At 52.3% G+C, this 9,860-nt stretch carries 5 protein-coding genes, 2 tRNA genes and 1 riboswitch; of the genes, 5 read left to right on the top strand and 2 right to left on the bottom strand.

Annotated elements, in window-relative coordinates; translation table 11 throughout:
* Window positions 1-670: 670 nt before the first annotated feature.
* Window positions 671-781, top strand: a riboswitch (guanidine-I (ykkC/yxkD leader).
* Between the two features lie 93 nt (window positions 782-874).
* From C7445_RS13810 to atzF, 5 genes are all read left to right on the top strand, one after another.
* Window positions 875-2,302 (top strand): APC family permease, encoded by a 1,428-nt coding sequence (locus C7445_RS13810; protein ID WP_134161247.1) that lies wholly within the window; start codon window positions 875-877, stop codon window positions 2,300-2,302.
* Window positions 2,303-2,324: 22 nt separating this feature from the next.
* Window positions 2,325-3,044 carry an urea amidolyase associated protein UAAP1 gene (locus C7445_RS13805; RefSeq protein WP_134161249.1) on the top strand — a complete coding sequence of 240 codons (720 nt, stop codon included), beginning with the start codon at window positions 2,325-2,327 and terminating at the stop codon, window positions 3,042-3,044.
* A gap of 19 nt (window positions 3,045-3,063) precedes the next feature.
* Complete coding sequence (locus tag C7445_RS13800; RefSeq protein WP_134161245.1) at window positions 3,064-3,711, top strand: urea amidolyase associated protein UAAP2; 648 nt, start codon at window positions 3,064-3,066, stop codon at window positions 3,709-3,711.
* Between the two features lie 67 nt (window positions 3,712-3,778).
* Window positions 3,779-7,402 (top strand): urea carboxylase, encoded by a 3,624-nt coding sequence (gene uca, locus C7445_RS13795; RefSeq protein ID WP_134161243.1) that lies wholly within the window; start codon window positions 3,779-3,781, stop codon window positions 7,400-7,402.
* Window positions 7,399-9,147: an allophanate hydrolase gene (atzF, locus tag C7445_RS13790; protein ID WP_134161241.1), complete on the top strand. Its 1,749-nt coding sequence runs from the start codon at window positions 7,399-7,401 to the stop codon at window positions 9,145-9,147. Before uca ends, atzF begins: the two co-directional genes overlap by 4 nt.
* A 146-nt stretch (window positions 9,148-9,293) precedes the next feature.
* On the opposite strand, the gene C7445_RS13785 is transcribed toward atzF, so the two are convergent.
* Both C7445_RS13785 and C7445_RS13780 read right to left on the bottom strand, forming a co-directional pair.
* A tRNA-Ser gene (locus C7445_RS13785) sits at window positions 9,294-9,383 on the bottom strand.
* Between the two features lie 43 nt (window positions 9,384-9,426).
* Window positions 9,427-9,501, bottom strand: a tRNA-Gly gene (locus C7445_RS13780).
* Window positions 9,502-9,860 lie beyond the last annotated feature (359 nt).

Raw genomic sequence — 9,860 nt, 5'->3', positions numbered from 1 at the left:
TTTGATTTGCCGAGGCAAAGCCGTCAAAGGCGGCACGTCGAAACTCAGCACATTCTACATGTAGGGGCAATTTACACACAAATTCGGACTTGACCCTTGCGCCCGGTGTCTCCGTTTTGATCAGTGGTCTTTCGTCGTTCATCGCGATCGTCATCCTCTCCATATCCATTCCGGATTTCACGGCATACACCGTGCAAACGGGCGGGACAGATGTAGACGAAGCCTTATGAAGTGTGATCGTAGTTGGGAATCTGCGGATGTATCGATCTATTCACACAAGAGAACTTCTGGCTTCCGATGAAATGTAAAACTGGATTATCGCGTCGATGTCATCAGGAGGCAACGCGGATCCACAGTAAAAACTCCTCGTAGATTGCTGGCCATGCACCAGTTAGACAATCAAGAAGCAGTTGAAAAATCATCGTGCTTCCACTCCGTTCACTTGTTGCGCAATTGACTTGATGTATAGAGTGCAGTAAGCGTGAGTGGTTCATACCCCGGAACGAAGGGTAAATTTCTTCATCGCCCAGTGAAGCGCTGTAGCGCCGTTGCTCTGACAGGAGAAGGTGATACTGCGTCTTTGACCTTTAGATGTTATGTTTATTGACGAATTTATCGAGAATTTCTGAAAATGTCTTGCGGATATGCGTCGATCATGATATGAATAATGACATAAGGCTTCTAGGGTTCCGCCGGTGTGCAGCAGTGACTGGGACTGGTCCAAGAGAGGCCACACCTCCGTTGTATGGAGGTGACACGGAGGGATAAAAGCCCGGGAGATCTATCGATCTTGGGGTTTTTGTCCCTTTTGTTGTATCTGTACGTTGTTTGTTGTGTTAAGAAATATTACGTCATTGAAGGAGGGATTATGAATATGATTCAGCCAATCTTTTCGATGGAGGATGCGCGGCTAGAGACTCTAGGATACCGACAAGAACTGAGTCGCAAGTTACGCTCACGAGATGTTTTGGGACTGGCGATTGCGAATGTGTCTCCAACGATGGCTGTATTGTTGCTTACTTCTGGCGTTTTTTCGATTGGTGGCACGTTCGCCATTGGTGCAGACGCCGTATTGGCGATTGTCGTTGTGCTGATCTCGATGTGCCTTGGTGAGATGGGATCGCTATTTCCTGTCGCGGGGGGGATGTACTCGCTCATTCGCTTTGTTCTTCCCGCACCATTGGCGTTCATCGCCCTCTTCAACTATCTCATTCAGGGTGTCATTCTACCCGCCAGCATTGCTTTAGGGATTGGGCAGTTTGTCGAAAATCTCGTCCCAAGTATTCAAGTACCGGATGCATATATCGCCTTGATTGCCGTGGCCATTGCTGTCGCGATCGCGTTGGTTCGTGTCGAAATGGGCGCCTTCGTAACCATGGCCATGGTGGCGGTGGAGTTATTAGTTCTTGGTACAGTCACGATCGCTGCCTGGCTACACCCACATCAAGCTTTGCTCCAAGTAACTTTCCATCCAGTCGCTTTGGTCGGACAGCATTTGGTCCCAGTGACGATGGGCATGATGGCTGCCAGCTTGGCACCTGCATTCAACATCATAAACGGCTATGATGCCACACTTGGATTTTCGGAGGAGTTGATGGGAGGTCCCCGCACGCTTGCTAGGACGGTCAGAGTTGCAGCGATTACTGCCGCGATCGCCATTGTCGTTCCGCTCACGTCAGCGGTGATTTCAGCACCCGATCTCGGTGCATTCTTCCGCTCACCGAGCCCTGTGATTGAATCTGTGCAGGCTTCTCTCGGTCCGAATTTCCGGATTGTTCTGGATATTGGTGTCTGCATCGCTCTCTTTAACTCTATGCTTGTGTATTTCATGTACTTTGGTCGAGTGTTTTACACAACCGGGAGAGATCAACTGTGGTGGGCAAGTGCCAATCGTCTCATCAGTCACATTAATCGTTTTCGATCTCCTGCCTGGTGTGTGATGTTTCTCGCACTGCCGACTGCTGTGCTTTTATTCCTCAGTCAGTTAAATTGGCTCATCATTTTCTCGGGTACGGTCACGACCGTGGTGTATTTCTTCATCGGTCTCGCTGCCATTTGGAGTCGCCGTAAGTTTGCCAACGAAGTACCTCCTTATCGAATGCCGATGTGGCCTCTGGCTCCAGGAATTGTGGTGTTGTTCACCGCGTTCGCAATCGCTACGCAAGAATTCCAGTATCTCGTCGGAGAATTCGTACTCTCGGGTATGGCTCTCGCGTTTTTCGCGGCTTCTAGGTGGTGGTGGCGAAAAGGCACTCAGGTGTTCACGGAATCGTCTGTGGAGAAACAACGACTTGACGGCTAACCACGAAAGGAGACTAGACGTGATGATATGTGATCTTCCTATATCCACAACGTTACCTGGAGGCGGAAAATGGTCGGCAAGGGTTTCCAAAGGGAAAGTCCTTCGATTGACGGCATTGGACTATGGTGCAAATGTTGCACTTTGGCTGTATCGGGCTGATCACCCTGCCGAGCGACTCAATGTACCGGATACATTGAAAGCGCAGCATACGGCTCGCTTGACCCGCTACCACGTACTGATGAGCGACGAGGGGCGCGCGTTGGCGACGATCACGGAAGACTCGTTGGGTTGGCACGATCCACTCGGAGGCATTACAACGAGGGAACAAATCGATATGCAGTATGGCTCAACTTCCTTCCAAGAGCAAAGGAACGAATGGTTCAAGTCGGGATACGAGAATGCCGTCATTGAATTCGTGCGCAATGGTCTTGATGCGAGGGACTTGGTTCCCCCTGTAAATGTATTTAGCAAGGTCTGGTGTGACGAAGCCGGAGGAATGCACTTTGATGTCGATCACTGTGTGCAAGGCGCACAGTTTGCCATTCGCACAGAAATGGACGTCATCGTCATCCTGTCCAACACACCACATCCGCTCGATTCGCGTACGGAGTATCCCGCTGTGCCTGTACGGCTGGATGTCGAAGTGAGCCATCCGATCGGACGACTTGACGCCGGCATACTCCTTCCTGAGTCCTCGCGTGCGGTGGAAAATACTTTGGCATTAGCAGCCTTATATCGATAAATGGAGAGAGGTGCCAGTTATGTCACTAATGCGGGTTGAGAGTAGACGCAATGTTTCCGATGCAGATATCTGTCACATACTTTCTTCCGGGGAAGGGCTCATGCTCACGCTTGAAGCCGGAGACGTTCTTCGCATTGTCGATCTGGAGGGCAATCAGGCTGTGGATACGCTGTTCTATGATGCAGATTGTCCGTTTGACCATTACAGTGCCACGCAGACGATTGTGAGACAACGAAGCATTTACCTGACAACCGGAACGGTTCTCTATACCGAATCAGGCAGGGCTCTTGCCCGTATCGTTGCCGACACCTGCGGACGTCACGATACCTTGGGTGGAGCCTGCTCAGCGCAAAGCAATACCGTTCGTTATGGCCATGACAAGGTGCACATGCACAATTGTCGTGACACATTCATGCTCCAGATTGCCCGGTTTGATCCGCGCTTGTCCAAGAGGGATTTGGCACCTAATGTCAACTTTTTCATGAATGTTCCAGTGACGGCCGAAGGAGGATTAGAGTTTTCCGACGGCATTTCTGCGGCTCAACGCTACGTCGAGATCGAAAGCCTTCGTCGCACACGAGTGCTTATTAGTAATTGTCCTCAGTTGAATAATCCGTGTAATGCGTATCATCCCACGCCAGTGGAAATGGTGGTTTGGCGAGCCTGAAGTTGTTACACGTCTATCTGAACGTGCCGCGACCTCGGTGTGAGCGGACAGAAAGGAGCGACTGGTTTTGTTTCAGAAAGTTTTGATAGCAAATCGCGGTGCCATTGCTGTTCGTATTGAGCGGACCCTCCGGCGCATGGGGATTAGGTCGGTCGCGGTTTACACGACGGCCGACGAGGGCAGTTTGCACATCGATCTCGCCGACGAAGCCGTTTGGATTGGCGAGGGTGCGGTACAAGAATCGTACGCTGATATGCAAAAAATCATTGCAGCGGCTCGTCAAACGGGTGCCGATGCTATACATCCGGGATATGGATTTTTAAGTGAAAATGCTTCGTTCGCACGCGTGTGTGAGCAAACGGGTATATGTTTCATTGGTCCGGATCCAGAGCAGATTGAACAGTTTGGCTACAAACATGTCGCGCGAAACATTGCGATCGAGGCAGGCGTGCCACTGTTGCCCGGGACGGATCTCATCGCAAGCGTCGAGGAAGCTGTTCATGCGGCACAAGCTATCGGCTACCCAGTGATGCTGAAAAGTACCGCGGGGGGAGGTGGCATTGGTATGCGGGTCTGTGCCGACGAGGCTGACTTGCGCGAGGCGTTTTTCGCGGTGCAACGTTTGTCCGCGCAGCACTTTCGCAACGAGGGTGTGTTTATGGAGAAATACATTCCTCAAGCACGTCACATTGAGGTGCAGCTTTTTGGTAATCGCTTTGGCGAGATTGTAACCATCGGTGAACGCGACTGCACATTGCAGCGGCGCAACCAAAAAGTTCTTGAAGAATGTCCTGCCGCTTGTCTTCGGACCGAGGTTCGCGAAGCCCTGCACAAAGCTGCACACAATCTGGCTTCCATAGTCGGATATCGAAGCGCTGGCACCGTCGAGTTCCTCTACGAGCCGTCGTCAGAATCATTTTATTTTCTCGAAGTCAATACGCGTCTCCAAGTTGAACACGGAGTTACCGAGGAAGTGTACGGCATTGATTTGGTGGAATGGATGGTGCGCGAGGCTTGTGATGAGATGCCCAATCTTGCTGCACAGGTACCGGCGCCGGCGGGGCACAGTATTCAGGTTCGCCTGTATGCCGAAGATCCGGGGGACGGATTTCGTCCGAGTGCCGGTCGCATCGACCAAGTGGTATGGCCTGAAGCAACACGTGTCGAAACATGGGTGGAACCAGGGACTACCGTTAGTTCTTTTTACGATCCGCTGCTTGCAAAACTCATTGTGCATGCGGAAAACCGTGAGATGGCGTGCGAACAGTTGGTAGCCGCGTTGAAAGGCACACGCATGTACGGGATTTCACACAATCTGCGCTATCTCCAGTCACTCGTTGCGTCCGCGTCATTTCAAAACAACCACGTGCATACGAAGTGGCTCGCCGACTTTCATCCAGCTGAGAGTGCGTTATTTGTAATCGATGGAGGACTTCACACGACGCTTCAGGATTGGCCGGGGCGCCTGGGACATTGGGATGTTGGTGTTCCACCGAGTGGGCCCATGGATGAATTATCTTTTCGAATTGGCAATCTCCTTCTTGGTAATGATGAAGGCGCGTGTGGACTTGAATTTACCATGCGAGGCGGGGTGTATCAATTCCGCGACGATACCTGGTTTTGTCTCACAGGAGCTGATATGAGTGCCGAATTGGATGGTCAACTGGTAGACCGTTATCGTCCGCTGTTGGCAAGGGCTGGTCAAGTTTTGCGGCTTTCTGATGCGAAAGCCGGCATGCGTGCCTACCTGCTTGTGGGCGGAGGATTCGATGTTCCGCAAACTCTTGGCAGCGGATCGACATTTGCCCTCGGCGGTTTTGGAGGTCACGGCGGAAGGTCACTATTGCCTGGCGATGTCATCGCAATAAACAAGGTCATGGCGACGGGGGTGGACAGTACGTTCGATGCCCTCATAGAAGCGCCGGAATTTACTCATGAATGGGAGCTAGGTGTAATTCCTGGACCACATGCGACTTCTGAGTTCTTACCAGCAACCTATTTGGAGCAGTTAACGCACACATCGTGGCAGGTGCATTTTAACAGTTCACGTACAGGGGTGCGACTGATGGGGCCTGCCCCGAAATGGATTCGGGACGATGGTGGTGAGGCAGGATTGCATCCCTCCAATATACACGATAACCCGTATGCCATCGGTGCACTCAATTTGACCGGCGATCTACCGATTTTGTTGGGGCAAGATGGGCCTAGTCTTGGTGGATTCGTCTGCCCGGTCACCACGGCAGCCAGCGAACGCTGGAAGATTGGCCAACTTCGGCCTGGCGACACCGTGAGATTTCGAATCATCAATTTAGAACAGGCTCGGGCTTTAGACGCCAAACAGCGTGCTCTGCTTGCTGATCTGCAGACGATGCACGCAAGCTACACCGTATCTTTGCCAGATATGCCGTTTGCAAGCTATGATGCAGCGGCAGCATCATCTATCCTCCAACACGAGCATATCGATCACGCTTTTCCCGTTACGGTACGTGCTGCAGGCGACGAATACATTCTGGTGGAGATTGGCGCTCTTGAACTGAACTTGCGCTATCGCTTTCAAGTGCATCTATTGATGGATGCGATATGTTCATCTGGGCGCATCCCATATATCGATTTGACCCCAGGCGTTCGATCGCTTCAAATTCATCTCGACAGAACGCAAATGACGGTCGAAGAGGCCAGTCGCATCGTTCTGGAAATTGATCGTCAACTACCCGACTTAGCCGCCGTTCGTGTACCTTCACGCATGGTGCGTATGCCATTATCGTTTGACGATCCGTCTGTGCAACTGGCCGTGGATCGTTATCAGCAAAACGTGCGCGAGGACGCTCCATGGTGCCCAAGCAATATCGAGTTTATCCGACGCATGAACGGCTTGGCGTCTGCCGACGACGTGTGGAACATTGTGTTCTCCGCCAAATACTTGGTATTGGGGCTTGGCGATGTCTATCTGGGTGCGCCGGCCGCAACGCCCATCGATCCGCGGCATCGACTCGTGACGACCAAATATAATCCGGCACGTACGTGGACGCCTGAAAACGCGGTTGGCATTGGCGGATCGTATATGTGTATCTACGGTATGGAGAGTCCAGGAGGATATCAGCTCTTCGGGCGTACCGTGCAAATTTGGAATACATTTCGTACCACTCGCAGCTTTGCGCCGGGCAAACCATGGTTGCTGCGATTCTTTGACCAAGTTGAGTTTTATCCTGTGTCTGCTCAAGAGTTGGAGAGCATGCGCAAGGGGTTCTTGCGCGGCAAGTTCGAACTGGAAATCGTGGAAACATCATTTGATTTAGGTGCTTACCTTGCCTTTTTGGATGAGATTCACGATGATGTGACCGCTTTTAAACATCGTCAACAAGCTGCGTTTCATGCAGAGCGTGAGCGTTGGCGCCAGCTTGGTTTGGCAGAGTACGTCTCAGAGTCTCATGCGGAGGTTGTCGATGGCGTGGGCGAGGACGATGGATTGACCGTGGTGCGATCAAATTTGCCTGGTAGTGTATGGAAAGTACATGTGCGACCAGGGCAACAGGTACAGCCTGGGGACACCTTAGTCGTCATTGAAAGCATGAAAATGGAATTTCCGATCGCATCCACCTGCCGAGGGATCGTCAAGACCGTGCATGTGCGCCCAGGACAGGAATTACCAGCTGGAGGTGCCATTGTTGGCGTTGAGGAGGTGTCGGCGTGAGTGCTTGGACGATTCCCAATTTGCTACGGGCTTACCGCACAGGGGCACTCAGCCCGCGTGACGTGTGTATGGAAATCGTGGAAGAGAGTCGGCGCCTGCGCAAGTGGAATATTTGGACCCAGCCTCCGAGTATGGCGATGATTGAACCACATCTCGAGCAATTGAAGCGAGAGGAAACGGATTCGAAGCCGTTATGGGGCGTACCGTTTGCGATCAAGGACAACATTGATGTTGCAGACATGCTGACGACTGCCGCATGCCCAACGTTTGCCTATACGGCCGCACAACATGCAGGGGTGGTCGAACTGCTTATTGCAAATGGAGCCATTCCTATTGGGAAGACAAACCTAGACCAATTTGCAACCGGATTGGTTGGCATGAGAAGTCCGTATGGTGAAACCCATAATGCGTGGCGGTCGGATCTGATTAGCGGCGGATCGTCCAGCGGCTCGGCTGTAGCGGTGGCGATGGGACTCGTGCCCTTCGCGTTGGGAACCGATACAGCAGGGTCAGGCCGGGTTCCAGCAGCACTCAATGGTGTTGTCGGTTACAAGCCACCTATTGGTGCGTGGTCGACGGCAGGGGTGGTTCCAGCGTGTAAATCGTTGGACTGTGTCAGTGTTTTCACACGGTCGCTGCATGATGCTCAGTTGATTGACCATTTATTGCGTAACCAACCTCTTAGTTTCGCGCATATTGGACCCACGGAAGTTTTGGTGCCGCGTGAACCTCTGGATTGGTTTGGCCCGTACGCTTCGGACTTTCAAAGAGCCTGGGAACGATCCATCGACGCAGTTGCTGCACAGGGGTTCGTTGTCCGTGAAATTGAGCTTGCGCCGTTCCATGAGGCTACCGCCATGCTGTATGACGGACCTTGGGTAGCTGAACGCTGGGCGAGCCTTGGCGATTTTGTCACATGCCATGCCGACGACATTTGGCCGGTGACAAAGGAGATTTTGCGTTCTGGTCAGAACGCATTGGCGAGTGACGCATTTCGCGCAATCCACCGTCTGGAAGAATTGCGTCGTTGGGTTCGCGACGTTGTAACCGAGCATACCGTCCTGCTCATGCCTACGGTTGGAGGTACGTATTCGAGGGATGCAGTGCGAGAAGATCCCATTGCGAAAAATCGCGATCTGGGTCGATATACGCATCATTGCAACTTGCTCGATCTCGCGGCCATTGCGGTACCGGCTGGCCAAGTGAAGGATGGGATTCCTTTCGGCGTGACGCTGTTTGTTCCAGCTGAGCGCTTTGAAGTACTGGTCTTTGCAGCGTCATCCATGCTGTCCATAAACATGACCGACGACTGTTGTTATGGGCGCGGGGACAAGGTTCTAGTGGCCGTTTGCGGGCAACACATGCGCGGTTTGGCACTTAACCATCAATTATTGGATTTGCGAGCTAAGTATCGCGAAACCGTGAATACAGTCCCGCATTATCGCTTGTATGCGCTGGCTACGGAACCTGTGCGTCCCGGTCTGGTCAGACACGAAACGGACGGGGTGGCTATCGAGATCGAACTCTGGGAGATGAGCCTCGCAAGTCTAGGTGCGTTGACGGCGAGCGTTCGCTATCCGCTGGCTATTGGAAGTATCGAATTGGCCGATGGACGGCAGGTTCCTGGATTCACTTGCGTTTCAGGCCAGATACCGGGCGCTCATGACATCAGCTATTGCGGTGGGTTTCGCCGTTGGCTGGAGTTGAGAGGGGCCGAGTCTACAAAGAAGAATATGGAGCTCTAAGGCGCGCGTGATCTCACCATGTTTGCTTTGGGCCTGAGCATTGCAAGATGGCAGAAATTCGGTGGAAGTAGTAGAAGTATATGTCGACGGACAGAAAAGCAGGTTCCAAGGGATGCCCTAGGAACCCGCTTCACAATTCGATTTTTTGGCGGAGAGGGTGGGATTCGAACCCACGGTGCCCGTGAAGACACGGCGGTTTTCAAGACCGCTGCCTTAAACCACTCGACCACCTCTCCAGGTGAAACAAGATGGGGTTGAGTTCAACCCCATCTTCGTGTATGGAGCGGAAGACGGGATTCGAACCCGCGACCCTCGCCTTGGCAAGGCGATGCTCTACCCCTGAGCCACTTCCGCATGTCTCAAACAACAAACCGCGATATTTAATGTACAAGGTTCCTTGAGGTTTGTCAAGACATGTTTCACACAGGTCGTGAATGAAAGGAAACATGTTGAGTCAAAAAGTTTTTTGTAACTTGTGTATAAATGGACAAGGAGCGGACGATACTATGAGCACAGGAGGTTGATGTACCGCAGTAACGAATCCAAAGTGTTTCGTTGATGTGGTCGTGTCAACAGCCTTAGCAAAAGGACGGCGGAAACGCCGTCCTTTTGTCTTAGTACGCCCGGCATGGGCGGTCTCTCCAGGGTGCAAGTCCCGAACGGGGGTTGGCGACATACCTACCGTTAGCCAAGAGCAAGGGTGTCCACCGCGA

The sequence above is a fragment of the Alicyclobacillus sacchari genome (assembly GCF_004366795.1).
Lineage (GTDB): Bacteria > Bacillota > Bacilli > Alicyclobacillales > Alicyclobacillaceae > Alicyclobacillus > Alicyclobacillus sacchari.
The sequence above is the reverse complement of the archived record's forward strand: the minus strand, read 5'-3'. Positions and strand labels throughout refer to the sequence as shown.

What these genes read in the sequence shown, in the direction of transcription:
- C7445_RS13805 (WP_134161249.1), top strand. Translation starts at nt 2,325, where the DNA reads ATGATATGTGATCTTCCTATATCCACAACGTTACCTGGAGGCGGAAAA.
- C7445_RS13810 (WP_134161247.1), top strand. Translation starts at nt 875, where the DNA reads ATGATTCAGCCAATCTTTTCGATGGAGGATGCGCGGCTAGAGACTCTA.
- C7445_RS13800 (WP_134161245.1), top strand. Translation starts at nt 3,064, where the DNA reads ATGTCACTAATGCGGGTTGAGAGTAGACGCAATGTTTCCGATGCAGAT.